This is a genomic window from Robertmurraya korlensis NBRC 107688 (genome assembly GCF_001591645.1).
GTDB lineage: Bacteria > Bacillota > Bacilli > Bacillales > Cytobacillaceae > Robertmurraya_A.
The window spans coordinates 1-18,158 of the sequence record NZ_BCVH01000020.1; the positions used below are offsets into that span (position 1 = coordinate 1).

Consider the following 18,158-nt stretch of genomic DNA (forward strand, 5'->3'; position numbering starts at 1 on the left):
CCCCTTCCTCACGGTTGCTTTCGGGCATGTTTACCTTCTATTCTAGACCATCGGCTATCACCAGATCGCGTTGGGGCACGATTACCAGCCCTCTTAAATCCCTATAAACACACAAAAAAACCCCTAAGTATAGAGGTTTTTTACGACAGGTTATAAAATAAGATGATTAGAATTAGCAGCACGAAGAAAATTCCATATGAAAGAAACACCGGGTTTCGCAAGTATATATGCGATTGTACCTTTTCCGGTAGAGGGGTATCCGCTTCTGGTTTTAGTTGCTTTGGTCTTCTAGTGACTGCTAATGTATATCCTAGTGAAAAAACAAGGACACCCATGGATATAAACAGTAAGATTGACATGTAAGTACTCAAGGAGAACTCCTCCTTTATAAAGTGTCATATCTATACGATTCCACAACCATCATTGTTTATTCTTTTATAAAAAGGATAAATTATAACAAACCGTCATTGTCATAAAGAAATGCATAGGAAAGATCAATAAACAAATAGTGCATTGAACTTAATGGGTAGGAGAATGTTCGAATGTTATCACCGATTTCGATATCGCTGTATACATCAGACAAAATGCCTTTTTTCTCAAAGCGCATCTTATGAATATTTTCTAAGAAATATGGTCTCCAGCTCCAGTTCTTATTCATATATTCCACTTGGCTAACCCATTCGTTATCACCTTTAAATAAGTTTGGTGACACCTGAAATCCATCTTCGTCGCAAATGTATAAACGAAAAGCAATTGAATCTAATTCCTTTGTTAATGAGGTTAAGAAATCCTCGTATTTTTCTTGCTTTTTATATTTTGAAACTAAATCCTGCATTCTGACTTGAAAGGATTCTGTAATTTGATGTAAAGTTTCAATACGTTTTTTCTCGTATGAAATAAAACGGTGAAACTCTTCCTTAAGCTTATCCTTTAAAATGGTCCGCTCGACAAAATCCTTTGCGGGCTTATGTAAGTAAAACCCTTGGTAATACCTTCCACCATTTTTCCAAGCAAATTGGAGTTGATATACCATTTCTATGTTTTCGAATAATAAGGTCGCACCAATTTTACGTGCTAAAAGAGATAGTGAATACAAAATATCCTGAAAACCTTGTGATGCACGGTTAGAGCGAAGGGCACGTAAATCTACTTTCAGTATATTTGGGGAAAGCTGGCCAATTCGATCTAAGTGACTGCTTTCGTGACCTAACTTGTCTATAGCTATTTTAATGCCTAACGTCTTTAAATAATTAAAAAAATGATCAAGTTGATCGAGCTCACCTTTATAGTTAGCTTCCGAAATCTCGAGCACATATCGATTTAAAGATAGGCCAAGCTCTTCGTATTCGTGCAATAGTTCTAAGAAAGGTTCATCTGCCCCCTTCATTAACAAGTCTGCGTCCCTGTTTATAAAAATCAAAAGGTGTTCATCAACCTCTAAAAACCGATCTAGGGCTTTTTTTAATACGACTTGGTCAACTTCCGTTCGATATTCCTCAGGAATACTTGAATCATGGAAAAATGGACCAAGGCTTCTATACTCAGAGCCATCATAGTACCTTCCTAAAATCTCATAACCGATAACCTGGTGTTCATCCGCACTGAATATCGGCTGGAAAAAAGGAATAACATTTTCAAGATCTGTTAAGATATCCAATGCATCCAATTACGATCGCTCCCTACCATCAAACTTTTCAATAATTATACCATAAATAGGCTTAATATTCCTTTTCCATGTACCTCTTCCAACAACCTTATCTTATATTCTCCCTTCCTTTTCAGCATTCTAACGTTAACCACGAAAGGAAGGTAAAACAAAATGAAAATAAGATCTTTGTTTCTATCCGTTCTTTTAGTGATTACGTTTCCCTTTCCTTCATTGGCTCAAAACAATGCCATGTTGGATGTTCCTTTGATAAAACAAAACCCAGAGCTAAGATATGGGTGTGAAGTTACAAGCCTCGCCATGATGCTCCAATTTGCTGGAGTCCAAACAAATAAAATGGATCTATACAATAAGATAAAAAAAGACAATGATCCTATAGTAAAACAAAATGGTGATATTATCCGCTGGGGAGACCCTGATGAAGGGTTTGTTGGTGATATGACCGGTAGAAGCGCAGGCTATGCAGTATTTGATGGTCCTATAATTAACCTAATTAACGCTTACCTTCCGGGGAAAGCGGTCAATTTAACAAATAAATCGTTTAGTGAAATTGAAGCTCATGTAGCCAAGGGCTTTCCTGTAGTTGTCTGGACGACAGGTGATTACCGTTTACCGGATCGACCAGAGTCTTGGATGCATGGAAATAAAAAAATAATTACACCACTTGACCTACATGCGGTCGTTCTTGTAGGCTTTGATCAATCCTTTGTTTATTTAAATGATCCTTTATCAGGTAGAAAACAGGTAAAAGTAAACAAACAACAATTTCTTCAGTCATGGCATGCATTAAAAAACAGAGCGGTAAGCTATCAATAAAAGAAACAGGCTAGTATGACACTAGCCTGTCTTCTCATTTTAAAATGGATGCTGATTAAGCCATTGTCCACCATCCATCGTAATACATTCACCGTTTATATAATGAGCACCTTCTGAGCTTAAGAAATGGGCCAATTCAGCAATTTCTTCTGGGGTGCCTAGTCTTCCTAGCGGTACGCTCGAAAGAGTTCGGGTAGCAGCCTCTTGTGACTCCCATAGCCGCTGTGCACCACCTGTGCGTTCAATAGGACCTGGAGCGATGGCGTTTACCCTTATTCCATAGCTTTTTCCCCACTCAACAGCGAGAGTTCTTGTCATTGATAACACTCCCGCCTTTGCAGCTGCTGAATGGATGACTCCTGCACCTGCATTCCAGGCATATGTAGCAACCATATTTATGATGCTCCCCTTTATCCCTTTATTGATCCAGTACTTCCCAACCTCGCTACTACAATAGAACGTACCGTTTAACACAATATTAATAACAGAGTTCCACCCATTTACAGATAGTTTTTCTGCTGGACAGATAAAGTTTCCTGCAGCATTGTTAATGAGAATATCGATCCGCCCGAATGATTCATCTGTTAGATCAATCATTCTTTTAATGTCCTCCACCTGCCTAACATCCATTTTGACAGTTAGTACCTGATCATTTTCTTTTTCAATTTCCTTTTTCGCAGCTTGCAGTTTTTCTTCATCTCTTCCAGTAATAACAACATAAAACCCGCTTAACGCAAATTTTTTCGCCATCGCTTTGCCCATACCAGAAGATCCACCTGTAATAATAACAACCTTCTTATCCATCTTCCATCCCCCTTTTCTCTAAAAAAAGAATGAACATTCATTCACTTTTATTTTATCATTTTTTATTCTCCTTCTGTATACATATATTCATGGACAAGGAATAAATCACGCCTTTTTAGTTCTCATATCTCCATGATTTTGTTAGTATAAAGTGGATTGTCCTAAATTTAGAAATGAGAATAGGTTGATTTGTAATGAAAACAAAAATGTCGAGAAGACGATTTTTGAAAAAAGGATTTGGTACCCTCCTAACAGGAATTGTTGCGATAGGTGGAGGCGGCTTCTATGCCCGAGAAATTGAGCCGAAACTATTATCCATTAAGCAGCATTCGATAACCCACCCTATGATTCCTAGTGGTTTTAATGGCTTTAAAATACTTCAATTCAGTGATACACATATTGGATTTCAATATGATTTACCCCAGCTAAAGGAACTGGTCAATAAGATAAATGCACTAAAGCCCGACATCATTTTATTTACTGGTGATTTGATGGATACACCTAATCAATATGCTGAGATTAACTTGATTGCCCCCATTTTAAAAAACCTCCAAGCTCCGTTTGGTTCTTTTGCTATATATGGGAACCATGATCATGGAGGCTATGGTTCGGATTTATATAGAAATGTTATGAAAGAGGCTGGATTTACACTTTTGTTAAACGAAGCTCAGCAGATATCCCTTCTTACAAACGAGAGTGTGTATATCGCCGGGATTGACGATGCAATGTTAGGAATGCCAGATATTCAAGGTACCTTGGAAACTATTCCAGACAATGCATATACCATACTTCTATCACATGCACCTGATTTAGCCGACCAGGCAGCAGGTATCGGAAATGTTCACCTCCAATTAAGTGGACACAGTCATGGTGGACAAATCCAAATCCCTTTTTTAGGTGCAATAATTAAGCCCCCATTCGCAAAAAAGTATTATGAAGGGTTTTATCAAATCGGACAAACAAGTAATCCTTTGACTCTTTATGTAAATAGAGGTTTAGGGACAACAAGACTTCCTTTTCGATTTCTGTCGCCACCAGAAATTACACTATTTACTCTACAATCACTTCAAAAATAAAACAGACCGTCCATTACGAATTGGCCGGTCTGTTAAAAATCGTATGTTCAATATCCATTTTTGTTAATGGTTTGGAATAAAAATATCCCTGTCCTTTGTGACAATCTGTATTTAATAGAAACTCTGCCTGCGCCTCTTCCTCAATCCCTTCAGCAACCACCGTCATTCCGAGGCTATTTGCTAGGTGAATGATTGTAGTTGTAATGGCAGCATCCTTTTCGTTATTATGAATACCTCGTACAAAGGACTGATCTACTTTAAGACCATCAATAGGGAAATTTTTTAAATAGTTTAAAGATGAATACCCTGTTCCAAAATCATCAATGGCTATTCTAACCCCTAAATCCTTTAAACTTTTTAGGATGGGAGCCGTTTCCACTGTATCCTGCATAATTCCCTCTGTAATCTCAATTTCGAGTAAGCTAGGCTTAATTTGAAATGTTTGAATTGCTTTTTTGATTGTATTGACAAGAGTTGGTTGTTGAAATTGTTTGGCAGATATATTAATAGCAATCGAAATATCCTCATCACAAAGAGTATTCCATTCTTTGATTTGCTTACAAGCCTGTTCAATTACCCAATTACCTATAGGAATGATTAAACCCGTATCTTCCGAAAGCGGAATAAATTCTGATGGGGGGACCAACCCAAATTCCTTCGAATTCCACCTGATCAATGCCTCAAAGCTATTGATTTTCCCGTTTCTTAGTTCTACCTGTGGCTGATATAAAAGAATAAATTCATCTCGCTCAAGAGCTTTTCTAAGTTGCGTCTCTATCGAAACGATATTGGCAAATGATTGTGTTTTTTCACTTCGATAAAATTGATAATGTGCTTTTCCCTTCTCTTTCACACGAAACAATGCTTCATCAGCATTTTTCATTAGAGTTTCCGCATCTTTTCCATCCTGAGGATACATGCTTAACCCAATACTAGGAGAAATATAATATTCATGTGACTCTAAATAAAAGGACTTTGCAAATCGTTTCAAAATATTTTGAGCGAGTTGGTTTGCGCTTTGCCTATTTCCCTTTAGAAGGACAATAAATTCATCTCCACCCTGACGGTAGACCTTATAATCGTCTGTCCGATCAATACTTAATCGTTCAGCCACCTTGATTAAAATTTGATCACCAGCAAAGTGACCCAGAGAATCATTTAATTGTTTAAACCGGTCTATATCAATGGAAAGAAGAGAAAATGGTTCTTCATTATTACTTACTGATTGATTTAAAAGAATATCTAAATCACGTAACAATGCCCTTCTATTGTATAAACCCGTTAGCTGGTCATGAAATGCCATGAATTTTATCGTCTCAGCATTAGTAGCCTGTTCCGTAATATCTCGAAAGATCATATAAATACCTGTAATTTTATTATGAATCGTTAAAGGAACGGTCTTTATATGGACTGTAATTTTCCGATTATTACGGTTTACCATACGGAAGTCTAGAGTCTCTAGGGATATTCCCGATAGTGAATGATTAATAAATTCTCTAAATTTATCAGCATCTTCACCAACAAAATCAAATATTGATTTCTGCTTTAACTCATCAATTGTGTACCCTGAGAGATGTTCGCTTGCTGGATTGGCATCAATAATGTCACCAACCAACGTAGCAAGAATAACTCCATCGAGATTATGATCCACAATAGACCGATAACGCTGTTCAGTTACTATTAGTCGACTTTTTTCCGTTTCTAGCTCTGTAATATCACGAGTGACTGAGACAACAAATCTAACTTCCTTATTTTCATTAAGGACTGGTGTCAAAATCGATTGACCATAAACCATTTTACCGTCCTCTAATGTTGATTGATCAAAAAATACTTGAACTTCTTTTGATTCTAATACTGTGTTGTATACAGCTTGTAGTCTTTCGGCAATCATTAAGGGCATTACTTCATACAAGGTTTTCCCCATTGTTTCCACTGTCAGCTTTGCATGTGTCGCACCCGCTTTATTAGCAAAAACATATCGAAACTGATCTCCATCCACCTTCATTATGAACACCATATCATTAATATGGTTAAGGATTATATCAAAGATCATCCCTTCTATTTCACGTCTATTTTTATCATTTATCACTTCTCGAGAGATTACTTTTTTAAACTGCTCCATCCCATCATCCTCGTTTGACCTGAGCATTTTGTTGTAGTAAAAAACTTCTTAACTTATATTATCCTTAAATATCGATGCTATCGTCAAGTTGTTTTATGAAGTAGGGCAACTGATCTAGAGTACAAAAAAGAGAGATACTTTAGCATCTCTCATTCCTCATCTTCTCTTAATTGATAGGTTTCTTTCATAAGTTCCACTTGATGGTTTAATAAGGAATTTTTGTTAGAAGAGACATACGAGTACTTCCCATCTTGATCCTGTTCTCTTGCTTTTACGTTGTCTGACAGCTGCAGATTTAATATATGACTAATTCGGTCCTTATGGTGATTTTCCAAGATCGGAAAGAGAATCTCTACTCGCTTTTCCATATTTCTTGTCATCATGTCGGCTGAAGATAAGAATACCCTTTCCTCCCCGTTATGATAGAAATAATAAATACGGCTATGCTCTAAAAAGCGACCAACAATACTTATGACACGAATATTTTCACTAACCATTGGAATTTTTGGTTTTAGACAGCAAATTCCTCGAATGATCAAATCGATTTTGACTCCTGCAGCCGATGCCTCGTATAGCTTCATAATTAATTCCTTATCCGTAAGTGAGTTCATCTTTGCAATAATCTTGCCATTATTATATTGCTTGTGATAGGAAATTTCTTGGTCTATTAACTCTATAAACTTCCCTCTTATATCATACGGTGCAACGACTAAATGATTATACTTTGGCTTTTCTGTATATCCACTCAGAAAGTTAAAAAAGTTTGTTGCATCAATACCAAACTTTCGTTTGGAGGTTAAATATCCTACATCTGTATAAAAGTTAGCTGTTTGATCATTATAGTTTCCGGTTCCTAGATGAACAAACCTTTCAATTATTTGATTTCTTCTTCTAACTACTAAAGTGATCTTACTGTGTGTTTTTAAGTGGGTCATACCATATATCACATGGCAGCCTGCCTTCTCTAGTTCTTTAGCCCAGTGAACATTGTTTTCCTCATCAAACCTTGCCTTTAACTCTACTAGTACGGTTACCTGCTTTCCATTTTCTGCAGCATTTTTAAGAGCAGTAATAATAGGAGAATCCCCACTTACACGATATAAGGTTTGTTTAATGGCTAAAACATCGGCGTCACTTGCCGCTTCAGTAACAAAGTCAACTACAGGCTGAAACGATTCGTACGGGTGATGTAAAAGAACATCCTGTTCAAGGAGCTTCGTAAATAAATTTTCGCCGAAATCGAGATCCACTGGCTTTTGAGGAATAAAAGCTTCAAAGTTTAAGTGTTCTCTTTTTCTTGAAACATGCTTGGCAAACTGGGCTAAAAAGGTATGATCGAGTGGTCCATTTATTTTGTATATATCCTCTTCATCTAACTCTAGTTCTTTTGTTATATGGTCAACAACAGAGTGGTCAAAATGGTCATCACTAACTTCCAATCGGACTGCTGCTCCCCATTTTCGTTTTTTTAACTCCTTTTCAATTTCCAGTAGTAGGTCTCTCGAGCCCTCTTCATGTATCGTTAAATCCGCATTTCTCGTAATACGAAAAGGGGTAACCGATACTACTTTATATCCTGTAAAAAGCTTATGTATAAAGTAGCAGATCACATTCTCTAATAAAACAAATGAGCTACCTTCCTCGCTTGGGATACTAATAAATCGATTAAGAACCGCTGGTACTTGAACAAATGCAAGCCGATTACTTTTCTGGCCCTCTATCATCTCTTCTAGCATAACGGCAAGGTTTAAACTTTTGTTTGATAGCATTGGAAAAGGACGATACGCATCAATGGCCATCGGAGTTAATACAGGGAAAATCTGATCCTCAAAATATTCCTCTAAAAAAGAGATTTGTTTTTTTTCCAAGCTTTTAATGGCAAGGAGATAAATAGATTCCTTTTTCAATTCTGGAAGTAGGGCATTTGTAAAGGTTTCACATTGAGTATTTACCAGCTTATGTGTGAGCTTCGAAATTTCCTCAAGCTGCTGTTTCGGTGTTAAACCTGCCTTGTTTTCCGGCCTATTATAACCCGCATCTACTTGGTCCTGTAAACCAGCCACTCGAACCATAAAGAATTCATCTAGGTTTGAACTAAATATCGATAGAAACCTTAACCTTTCTAGAAGTGGATTACTCGTATCAAGTGCTTCTTCAAGCACTCTTGCATTAAAAGCTAACCAACTTAACTCACGGTTATTATAATAGGAAGGTAGATTGTATTGCCTCTCACCATTCATTCGTTCTCCCATCCTTTTTCAACAGTATTCGACATCGACATATTTTCATCTTATCAAAATAATCAAAAGGATTTTGTAAAGAAATTGTAAATATGTACCTTTTTACCTATTTGAGGTGAACTCAAGAGTGATTTTATATTTTAGCGATTTCTCTAAATGACGAATCTGTTTTTCCGCTTGATATTGTTCGACAAAAGTATTACCCATACAAGATAGATGAAAAATTAGTTCATCCTGTTTTTTATGAACCTTTATACCCTTCACTTGCATACGTTTTGATGAATCTAACGCAGAGGCTAGCTTAACCATCCCACCAGCTATTCGAATATCCTTTAATTCTCCTTTTGAGAACCATTCTACGAAGGGGGTTGAGTATTGCTTCAAAAGTGCCCAGTTTTTATACGATGCAATCAAGGCAAGAATGAGTCTTTCCTTATGTGTAATACCGTCTATGGATTGATGCGCAAGAAGGTTAAACGTATGCTGGCTGCTAACGTCTGGATCGACGTATTGCCCAATATAATATATGCGAGCACTTTGTTCAATTAGACGCTCACTATATCCATTTGTTTTCTTTCCGAAAATAGCAGAAAGTTCGAAGTAAATTTGTTTTGCTAGCCATGCTACATGGTCGGAATGACCTTCTTCTATTCCATAATCCCTTATTAGTTGATCGATACTGCTTTCCAATATAAAATCAGATGGTTTCTTTCCCCTCCCTTTTTCTTTGTAAAGTATCCCCTCTCTTAGACCTCTTTTACTAAAAATAAAACGAGTGGCTTGAACATACATACATAGCATGTCAAACACTTCAAGTGCCGGAAGGATGATATCTGCTCTATCCTTTGATAGTCCCTCTAATTTTTCAATATCAGAAACCTCCATCGTTTCCATCATTCGTAAAATATTATTTAAATCATTTGGGCTCATATCATACTGATGAATTCCTGCTAATGGATAGTTTTTTACATGTTGATGGACTTGAGCAATATTTCTAGCGCTCCCACCAATAGCTACAATGGGAACATGTTTGTTCTTTAGCCAAGGTAATGATTCTAGGGCTTCCATGACCATTTTTTGAAGGGCCATTTTTTCTTCATTTGTCATCCGGCTTCCACTCATAAACTTTTCCTTTAAAGAAACGACACCAAATGGGAAACTATGTGAATGTACAAGCGTTTTATTTTGATAATAGGTAATTTCTGTGCTTCCCCCACCAATATCAATTGTTACACCATCCTTTACTGCCGTCGTGTTCACTACGGCTAAAAAGCCAAGATAAGCTTCTTCTTCCTCACTTAAAATGTCGATGTCATATCCAACTTCTCCCATGACCTTTTCTAGAACTTCAGATTTATTCACTGCTTGTCTTATAGTTGCGGTAGCAACGCATTTTATTTCTTTTATCCCATTAAAGTCAATTATCTCTTTAAACCCCTTAAGGATCGTTAGACATTTCTGAACTCCCTGATCGGAGAGAATTTTTTCTTCATTTAAGTACTGTCTAAGCCTTGCAACAGCCTTAATATTTTCCACTTCTTTGTAGAAATTGTTTGTGGTTTCTACATATATAACTAGTCGTATCGTGTTTGATCCTATATCAATAACAGCCCACTTATTCATCTGTTCTAACTCCTTTACTAATCACTATTATATTTATTCTATTCCACGTTCGACATTCCTCTAACCATTTAGCTTATCCATTCAATCTGGTTTTTTATAATCATTTATTCTCAACCATTTTCTTTCCAACTAAAAAAAGGTATAATAACAATACAGTAGTTTTAACTAGTGAAAGGAGCTCAAAACCTTGAGTCAGGAAAAAACACATTATCCTCCTATAAAACCAACGATAGAAAACCTCTCACAGGCAATCTTCATTGTGAATCGTCATGCAAAAACTGCTCCAAATCCAAAATTTTTATATGAATTGAAGCGAAAATCCCTACAGAAGCTTATTCAGGAAGGGAAAGCTAGAAAGGAAGGCTTACATTTCTCCAACAATCCAAAATATAGCCAGCAACAATCAGATGTTCTCGTTGTGTGTGGAAACTACTCCTTCCATCTTCCCCCATCAAAACAGGACTTCGAGAATCTTCCACACTTAGGAAAATTAAATGATAATATACGAAATCCTAGAGCCGTTCTATCACTTAGTCAGGCAAAGAAACTTCTATCTAAATACACCGGATTGAAAGAAGAGGCAAGCAACACTTTTAAGAAAAAAGGATATGAAAAGCCTGTCTTTAAAAAATTAGGTGAGAGCTATTTTTAAAAAAAGGTGTTCCTAAAGTCTATATTTTTAGGAACACCTTTTTTTATTATAGTATATGTTTGTCAATTAATTGAACTAATTCGGCAATTTCAGGCTTACTAACCTGTGCATCTGCACCAACCATATGACCTTTATGGCGAAGGTCATCCGTAATTAGCGAAGAGAAAATAATAACCGGAAGTTTCGCCGTTTGACTATTTTCTTTCACTCTTTTTGTAAAATGATGTCCATCCATTTGAGGCATTTCAATATCAGTTATTACCAGCTGAACCTCATCTGTTATGTTTTTCCCTTGAGAACTGATCGTTTCTAGGTAATGAAGGGCATCTTTCCCATTTTCAAAAAACTCAATTTTATGAAACCCTGCTTCATTTAACGTATCATGAAGAAGTTTTCTTAATAAAGGAGAATCCTCTGCCACTACTAATTTTTTTGATGATCTTTCTCTTTGTCCGAGCTTTTTCACTTGTTGAACGTTAATCCCTGTCTCAGGGTTGATTTCAACAACGATCTTTTCAAAATCAAGTAGTAATATCATTTCACCATGAAGCTTAACCACTCCAATAATCTGACTCTCTGGACCTTGGTACATCTCTGAAGGCTTTTCAATTTGGTCCCATGAAATACGGTGAATTTGTGTTACCGTATGAACGTGAAAGACTATCTTTTGTTTGTTAAATTCAGCAACAATAAATTTATCCTGTTCGGGAGATTGTGAAGGAGGAAAGCCTAAAGCATTAGCAACATTAACTACTGGTAATACTTCCCCTCTTAGTTCAATGATTCCCTCAACATGTGGATGAGAATGAGGTACTTGAATGACTTGAACTGGATTTATTATTTCTTTTACTTTTATAACATTAATACCGAATTTATTTTTCCCGATACTAAATTCAACTATTTCTAGTTCATTAGTTCCGCTTTCTAATAAGATTCCTTTTTTATTATCCATAAACGGTTCGACCCCTTTTAACTAGCATGGTATCTGTGTTAGCATACACATACTATACCACGAAACCGTTGAATTAACAGTTCTCTTTTAAATAAAATATGTTACTTTTCTACCATCTTTAGACAACTAGTAAACTATGAAAGTAACACTTCTATTTGATTTTTATGATGATAGTCATGTTGAATAAAGTCTACAAAATATTCACGTATAGTAAACTGATGATCCCCTATAGAAAATGAAGTATCTAGTTCTTCTTCACTATAGGAAGTTATAATGGAGAGAAGCTCCATTCTAGTATGAATTAACTCATGTAATAATTCCGTTTTCGTGATTCCACTTTCCGCATAATCGTGAGCCTTGTTGTTCACCGTTTGAAAATCAGGAAATGGCGGTAAACTAGCTCCTTCTTTAATGAAAGGAAATCTTTCCTCAAGTGAAAATCGATCCCAAAATAATAGATGTGATAGACAAGCAGCCATTGACCATTTTCCTTCATCGATTGGTGCAAACCATTTTTGTTCATCAACCTCATTTAGTGACTGAAACCATTGGTTTAAGCTTTCATAAGCTTGAGTAATTTCTACCTTATTCATACTCTTTCCCCCTTAAAATATCTTTCCTTCTTATATACTTCCATATTAACCCAGAAGAGTCCCATTTTGATATGAAAATTGAGAGGATTTTTTCACTCTTATTCCTCAACATGATAAAATATACGAATAGGAGAGTGATCACTTGGAACATATGATTAATTCAAAAGTAAAGAACATAGAAATATCAGGAATTCGAAAGTTTTTTAATATGGTTGCAGGTACAAAGAATATGATTTCATTAACTCTTGGCCAACCAGATTTCCCTACTCCTGAGCATGTAAAAGAAGCTGGAAAACGAGCAATTGATGAAAATTATACTACATATACGCATAATGCGGGATACATTGAATTACGTACAGCAGCAGCTCAATTTGTCCAGTCTAAATACGATTTAACTTACAATCCGGAAGATGAAATCATTATTACCTCTGGAGCAAGCGAAGCGATTGATATTACGTTTCGAACGATATTAGAGGAAGGTGTCGAGGTTATTTTACCTGGACCTGTATACCCTGGCTACGAGCCAATTATCAAATTATGTGGAGCAGCCCCCGTATATGCAGATACAAGACAGAACAATTTCCGAATGACTGCTGATATTATAAGAAACTATATCACTGACAAAACTCGTTGTATCGTCTTGCCTTATCCATCCAACCCTACTGGAGTAAGTTTAACAAGGGAAGAACTTATCGATATTGCAGAATTACTGAGAGACAAAGATATATTTGTATTAGCAGATGAAATATACAGTGAATTAGTGTTTGATCATAAACACTTTTCCATCGGTACGATTTTAAAAGAAAAAACGATTGTCATTAATGGCCTTTCAAAATCACACTCAATGACCGGTTGGCGAATTGGAATGCTTTTTGCTCCTAGTTCGATAACCGAACATATTTTAAAGGTTCACCAATATAATGTTTCTTGTGCCACGTCTGTTTCTCAGATGGCTGCTTTACAAGCACTTACAGTAGGAGTTAATGATGCTGATGAAATGAAACACGCATATTTGGAACGAAGAGAGTTTGTGAATGAGCGATTGAACAAGATGAATTTATCAGTCGTGAAACCAGATGGAGCCTTCTATTTCTTTGTTAAGCTCCCCAATGCATTTCCGAATTCATTTGACTTCGCCCTTCAATTAGTAAAAGAACGAGGAGTAGCAGTTGTTCCAGGAAGTGCATTTTCTCCGCTGGGCGAGGGATATATACGTATTTCGTTTGCGTATTCAATGGAAGTACTTGCTGAAGCCTTGGATAGACTTGAGGCATTTCTAAAAGATCATCAGTTGTAAAAATAGAAAAAACGAGCTCAGATTCGAGCTCGTTTTTTTACTGCCAATATTTATAAAGAGCCTGAGTACCACTCTCTTCCTCGCCTTGCTCCGCGAGCTTCTCGTATAGTGATTTAGCAAGTGCCAAGCCAGGAGTCATCATTCCCATTTGCTCTGCCTCGTTTAAAGCAATCGTCATATCTTTAATAAAATGTTTTATATAAAATCCAGGAGAAAAATCTCCTCCAATCATCCTTGGGGCGAGATTTGAAAGAGACCAGCTTCCTGCTGCTCCAGAAGAAATACTTTGGAGTACAGTAGTCGGGTCAAGTCCAGCCTTTTCCGCGTATACCACCGCTTCACATACACCCAGCATATTAGATGCGATGGCAATTTGGTTACACATTTTTGTATGTTGTCCTGCACCAGCGCTTCCTTGATATACAATATTGCTACCTAATACCTGAAATACAGGCTGCAATGTATCAAATACTTCTTGGTCTCCACCAACCATAATGGAAAGTTTGCCTTCTCTTGCTCCAATATCCCCCCCTGAAACAGGAGCGTCTACAACATAAAGGCCTTTTTTCTTAGACTCACTATATATTTTTTTTGCCAATGTTGGAGTAGAGGTTGTCATATCTATTAAGAAAGTACCTTGCCTACTCATATGTACAATTCCATTTTCTCCAAGATAGATTTGTTCAACGTCAGATGGATATCCAACCATTGTTATGATGATATCTGCCTTTTTGGCGAGAGTCTCTGGTGATTCCAGCCAAACTACCCCTTCATCTAATATGTCTAGGGCTTTTTCTTTGGTACGGGTGTATGCAACGACCTTATAACCTGCTTTTAATAGATTTCTCGCCATACTTTTCCCCATAACACCTAATCCAATAAACCCAATTGTACTATCTGCCTTCAGCTCCATACTCACATCTCCCTTTAGAAATAAGTAGTATTTTATCACTTATTTCCAATTAGTTCAAAGAGATGACTACAACTGAGATTGGAAGTTTTGTACATATCCCGCAACAATCATATCATCTTCATTAAAAATTTGTACCATAACTGCTTTCTCTTGTTGAATCATCTCTTCTAATACAAAAGTATGTAAATCAATTTGTAAGGGGATTGGATCCATTGAAAGATAAACTTCTTCCTGATTTCCTACATGTAGTAATTTTCCCTCATGAACATACTGCTCACCGTAATAAATTTCTGTTGTTCCTAATGCTTTTGCCAATTGTTTATTTTGGATTAGGACTTTTACTTTGTACATATCTTCATCAGAAAATAATCTCTCATCAAATTTAAATCGAAATTGAAGCTCATTGTTTTTCGTAAGTAAAACATCTGCATACTGATTAATAAACGATTGTTTTTGGCTTCCTTCACATGCTGCTAGAATGAATGAACAAAACAATAATAAAATGGCTTTCTTCATAATCATCCTCCTTTATCACTTACCTTTGCCAAGAAATAAAAAGTATAAACAGTCATTTAAAAAGTTTACAAATAGACATTGTTTGACTATACAACTCCATTCATTTTACAATCAGGAAAAAGAAGGGAGAATAGGTATGTATTATAAAGAACTGTATGTCTTTAATTCTTCAACACCCACAAAAGCAATCATTCGAACATATACAAAAGATGATTTTCAAGAACTAATTCGGATTCAACAAGAGGCATTTCCTCCTCCCTTTCCATCTGAGCTATGGTGGAACGAAGAACAGTTAACCAATCATGTCGACCGATTCCCTGAAGGAGCATTATGTGTAGAGGTGGCAGGGAAAATCTGTGGTTCTATTACGGGATTAATTACTACATTTAATAAAAATCATCCGGATCATACCTGGGCTGAAGCTACTGATAATGGATATATTACCAACCACAGAGCTGATGGAGACACCTTGTACATAGTAGATATTTGTATCTCTCCCACTTATAGAAAGTTAGGGTTAGGAAAATGGCTTATGCAATCGATGTATGAAACAGTAGTCCAACTTAAGCTCGAACGCTTACTAGGAGGTGGCAGGATGCCCGGGTACCAAATGCAAGCGAATCAACTTTCGGTGGATGAATATGTAGAGAGGCTGATTCAAGGAAAATTAAAAGATCCGGTCATCACCTTTTTATTAAGATGTGGAAGAACACCAGTTGTAGCTGTGAAGGATTATTTAGAGGATGAACAATCATTAAATTACGGACTTCTGATGGAATGGAAAAACCCGTTTCTTACAAAAAGACCCAACTGATTGAATCAGTTGGGTTTCTTTTTAGCGTTGGGTTGCTTTGGCTACTGCCTCTAACACTTCTTCCGTTGTGCTCATTTGAAGCACTTCAGAAGCTAACTTTTCCATATCTACTTTAGACAAGTTACGGATTTGAGAGCGAGCTTTTAGGATAGAAGTTGCACTCATTGAGAACTCATCTAATCCTAACCCAAGGAGAACAGGAATCGCTTGCTCGTCCCCAGCCATCTCTCCACACATTCCAGTCCACTTACCTTCTTTATGTGCAGCGTCGATGACCATTTTTACTAAACGTAAAATAGCTGGATTGTATGGCTGATACAAGTAAGAAACTCTTTCGTTCATACGGTCTGCAGCCATTGTATATTGAATTAAATCATTTGTTCCGATACTAAAGAAATCTACTTCTTTTGCAAACTGATCAGCAATGACAGCAGTAGAAGGGATTTCTACCATGATTCCTAATTCAATCTTCTCTGATACAGCAACTCCTTCAGCTTGAAGCTTTTGACGCTCTTCTTCAAGAATTGCTTTTCCTTGACGGAATTCAGATAAAGTTGCGATCATTGGGAACATAATTTTTAGGTTTCCATATACACTTGCACGAAGAAGTGCACGAAGCTGTGTACGGAACATCCCTTGCTCTTCAAGACATAAACGAATCGCACGGAAGCCTAAGAAAGGATTCATTTCCTTCGGTAAATTTAAGTATGGAAGTTCTTTGTCTCCACCAATGTCTAACGTACGAACAACAACAGGCTTACCATCCATTCCTTCAAGAACGGCTTTGTAAGATTCAAACTGCTCCTCTTCCGTTGGAAGTTGGTCACGACCCATGTATAGGAATTCAGTACGGTAAAGCCCTACTGCTTCACCACCGTTGTTAATAACACCTTTTAGATCTTTAGGCGTACCAATATTTGCAGCAAGCTCTACATGATGGCCATCTGAAGTGACAGTCTGTTCATTAACAAGCTTGGCCCATTCAGCCTTTTGAGCTTCAAAAGCTGCATGCTCGGACTTGAAACGATCTACTTCCTCAGCAGTTGGGTTGATGTAAACTTGTCCATTAAGTCCATCTACAATTACAAGGTCACCGTTTTTAATTTCCTCAGTCGCTGTTTTTGTACCTACTACTGCAGGAATTTCCATTGAGCGAGCCATAATTGCAGAGTGAGATGTTCTACCACCGATGTCAGTTGTAAAGCCTTTCACAAATTGACGATTTAATTGTGCTGTGTCTGATGGTGTAAGATCTTCAGCAACGATAATTACTTCTTCTGAAATCATACTTGGGTTAACAATTTGCACACCAAGTAAATGAGAAAGAACGCGTTTTGTTACATCGCGAATATCAGCAGCTCTTTCCTTCATGTATTCATTGTCCATTGACTCAAACATCGCTACAAACATATCAGCTGTTTCTTTTAAAGCAAATTCAGCATTTACTTTATCCGTTTTGATTTTATCTTCAATTGGAGAAACAAGCTCTGGATCACTTAGTACGAGCAAGTGCGCTTCAAAAATAGCTGCCTTATCAGCACCCAATTCAACTTTTGCCTTGTCTCTGATACCTTCTAGTTCAACCTTTGATTGACTAAGTGCCGCACGGAAACGATCGATTTCAACTGAATCGTTATCGATAGACTTTTTTGTAAAGGTTAAATCCGGTTCTACTAAACGGTATGCTTTTGCGATTGCTATTCCGCTAGATGCAGCAATTCCATTTAAAAATTTCATTTTTATGCTAAACCTTCTTTTTTCAAAGTTTCTTCAAGACTTGCTAGAGCTTCTTGCTCATCTCCACCTACTGCAGAAATAGTAATGTCAGCTCCTTGTCCAACTCCTAGAGACATAACACCCATAATTGACTTAAGGTTTACTTTTTTCCCTTTGTACTCAAGGTTGATATCGGAATCGAACTTGCTAGCTGCTTGTACTAGTAAAGTTGCAGGACGAGCGTGGATTCCTGTTTCAGCTATAATTTTAAATTGTTTTTCTGCCATTGGTTAATCAAACTCCTTTTTCCTATATATGATTGCTAAGATGTTTCTCGTTAATTGTCTAATTCCTTCAC

General features: G+C 36.8%; 17 protein-coding genes. 5 read left to right on the forward strand and 12 right to left on the reverse strand.

All coding sequences use genetic code 11. The features are described 5' to 3' along the window. Window positions 1-140: 140 nt before the first annotated feature. Entirely contained in the window at window positions 141-371 is a 231-nt protein-coding gene (locus BKO01S_RS19095) for a hypothetical protein (protein WP_066058061.1), read from the reverse strand. Window positions 372-451: 80 nt separating this feature from the next. Next, window positions 452-1,666 carry an EAL domain-containing protein gene (locus BKO01S_RS19100; protein WP_066058064.1) on the reverse strand — a complete coding sequence of 405 codons (1,215 nt, stop codon included), beginning with the start codon at window positions 1,664-1,666 and terminating at the stop codon, window positions 452-454. A gap of 153 nt (window positions 1,667-1,819) precedes the next feature. Here BKO01S_RS19100 and BKO01S_RS19105 point away from each other — a divergent pair, with 153 nt between their 5' ends. After that, the gene (locus BKO01S_RS19105) at window positions 1,820-2,482 is read left to right on the forward strand and encodes a C39 family peptidase (RefSeq protein WP_084362148.1); all 663 of its coding nucleotides are present in this window, start codon (window positions 1,820-1,822) and stop codon (window positions 2,480-2,482) included. Window positions 2,483-2,521: 39 nt separating this feature from the next. On the opposite strand, the gene fadH is transcribed toward BKO01S_RS19105, so the two are convergent. Then, window positions 2,522-3,286: a 2,4-dienoyl-CoA reductase gene (gene fadH / locus BKO01S_RS19110; RefSeq protein ID WP_066058067.1), complete on the reverse strand. Its 765-nt coding sequence runs from the start codon at window positions 3,284-3,286 to the stop codon at window positions 2,522-2,524. Between the two features lie 194 nt (window positions 3,287-3,480). On the opposite strand from fadH, the gene BKO01S_RS19115 reads away from it, so the two are divergent. Beyond that, window positions 3,481-4,362 (forward strand): metallophosphoesterase, encoded by an 882-nt coding sequence (locus BKO01S_RS19115; RefSeq protein WP_066058072.1) that lies wholly within the window; start codon window positions 3,481-3,483, stop codon window positions 4,360-4,362. Window positions 4,363-4,375: 13 nt separating this feature from the next. Here the strand turns inward: BKO01S_RS19115 and BKO01S_RS19120 are convergent, their stop codons facing one another. The 3 genes from BKO01S_RS19120 to BKO01S_RS19130 form a co-directional block, all read right to left on the reverse strand. After that, on the reverse strand, window positions 4,376-6,484 hold the full coding sequence (locus BKO01S_RS19120) for a putative bifunctional diguanylate cyclase/phosphodiesterase (protein ID WP_066058075.1): 2,109 nt from the start codon (window positions 6,482-6,484) through the stop codon (window positions 4,376-4,378). Window positions 6,485-6,633: 149 nt separating this feature from the next. Next, window positions 6,634-8,724 (reverse strand): RNA degradosome polyphosphate kinase, encoded by a 2,091-nt coding sequence (locus BKO01S_RS19125; RefSeq protein ID WP_066058078.1) that lies wholly within the window; start codon window positions 8,722-8,724, stop codon window positions 6,634-6,636. Between the two features lie 102 nt (window positions 8,725-8,826). Continuing rightward, window positions 8,827-10,347, reverse strand: coding sequence for a Ppx/GppA phosphatase family protein (locus BKO01S_RS19130; RefSeq protein ID WP_066058081.1), 1,521 nt, complete (start codon window positions 10,345-10,347; stop codon window positions 8,827-8,829). 187 nt (window positions 10,348-10,534) lie between these two features. Here BKO01S_RS19130 and BKO01S_RS19135 point away from each other — a divergent pair, with 187 nt between their 5' ends. Beyond that, entirely contained in the window at window positions 10,535-10,999 is a 465-nt protein-coding gene (locus BKO01S_RS19135) for a YkyB family protein (protein ID WP_066058085.1), read from the forward strand. A 46-nt stretch (window positions 11,000-11,045) separates the two neighbouring features. On the opposite strand, the gene BKO01S_RS19140 is transcribed toward BKO01S_RS19135, so the two are convergent. Both BKO01S_RS19140 and BKO01S_RS19145 read right to left on the reverse strand, forming a co-directional pair. Further along, window positions 11,046-11,951, reverse strand: a complete 906-nt coding sequence (locus BKO01S_RS19140; protein ID WP_066058088.1) for a chemotaxis protein — start codon at window positions 11,949-11,951, stop codon at window positions 11,046-11,048. A gap of 134 nt (window positions 11,952-12,085) precedes the next feature. Further along, window positions 12,086-12,544: a DinB family protein gene (locus BKO01S_RS19145; protein ID WP_066058091.1), complete on the reverse strand. Its 459-nt coding sequence runs from the start codon at window positions 12,542-12,544 to the stop codon at window positions 12,086-12,088. A gap of 142 nt (window positions 12,545-12,686) precedes the next feature. On the opposite strand from BKO01S_RS19145, the gene BKO01S_RS19150 reads away from it, so the two are divergent. Beyond that, window positions 12,687-13,841 (forward strand): aminotransferase A, encoded by a 1,155-nt coding sequence (locus tag BKO01S_RS19150; RefSeq protein ID WP_066058094.1) that lies wholly within the window; start codon window positions 12,687-12,689, stop codon window positions 13,839-13,841. A 37-nt stretch (window positions 13,842-13,878) separates the two neighbouring features. Here the strand turns inward: BKO01S_RS19150 and BKO01S_RS19155 are convergent, their stop codons facing one another. Together BKO01S_RS19155 and BKO01S_RS19160 are read right to left on the reverse strand one after the other, a co-directional pair. Continuing rightward, window positions 13,879-14,754: an NAD(P)-dependent oxidoreductase gene (locus BKO01S_RS19155; protein ID WP_066058097.1), complete on the reverse strand. Its 876-nt coding sequence runs from the start codon at window positions 14,752-14,754 to the stop codon at window positions 13,879-13,881. A 66-nt stretch (window positions 14,755-14,820) separates the two neighbouring features. Then, on the reverse strand, window positions 14,821-15,270 hold the full coding sequence (locus tag BKO01S_RS19160) for a hypothetical protein (RefSeq protein ID WP_066058101.1): 450 nt from the start codon (window positions 15,268-15,270) through the stop codon (window positions 14,821-14,823). Window positions 15,271-15,406: 136 nt separating this feature from the next. Here BKO01S_RS19160 and BKO01S_RS19165 point away from each other — a divergent pair, with 136 nt between their 5' ends. Then, window positions 15,407-16,084, forward strand: a complete 678-nt coding sequence (locus BKO01S_RS19165) for a GNAT family N-acetyltransferase (RefSeq protein WP_066058105.1) — start codon at window positions 15,407-15,409, stop codon at window positions 16,082-16,084. Between the two features lie 21 nt (window positions 16,085-16,105). Here the strand turns inward: BKO01S_RS19165 and ptsP are convergent, their stop codons facing one another. Continuing rightward, a complete protein-coding gene (ptsP, locus tag BKO01S_RS19170) occupies window positions 16,106-17,821 on the reverse strand; it encodes a phosphoenolpyruvate--protein phosphotransferase (protein ID WP_066058108.1) in 1,716 nt (571 codons plus the stop codon). Between the two features lie 2 nt (window positions 17,822-17,823). Further along, on the reverse strand, window positions 17,824-18,087 hold the full coding sequence (locus BKO01S_RS19175; protein WP_066058111.1) for a phosphocarrier protein HPr: 264 nt from the start codon (window positions 18,085-18,087) through the stop codon (window positions 17,824-17,826). Window positions 18,088-18,158: the final 71 nt, after the last annotated feature.